Genomic DNA, 204 nt, shown 5'->3' on the forward strand with positions numbered 1-204 from the left:
TAATTCTTCAGCATCAGTTAATACAGGTGTAGCACCTTCTGAAGCTTGAGAAGCTTTGTAGATTGTTACAAATGCATTGTTGCTAGCCCAACCTAATAAACCACCTTCGATTGATACATAATCACCAACTTCTAAAGCAGCGATGAATGTAGAATCATCTAATGCAGTAACTCTAGAATCCCAGAAGAATCTGATAGTCTTGTT

At 37.3% G+C, this 204-nt stretch carries 1 protein-coding gene; it reads right to left on the reverse strand.

Going from position 1 to position 204, the window contains the following annotated elements; all coding sequences use genetic code 11:
- Positions 1-204, reverse strand: a 204-nt coding sequence (locus IY230_RS04060; RefSeq protein ID WP_196370045.1) for a hypothetical protein, incomplete at both ends; no start/stop codon positions are given.

Origin of the sequence: Acholeplasma laidlawii, assembly GCF_015709225.1 — a bacterium.
Lineage (GTDB): Bacteria > Bacillota_I > Bacilli_A > Acholeplasmatales > Acholeplasmataceae > Acholeplasma > Acholeplasma laidlawii_A.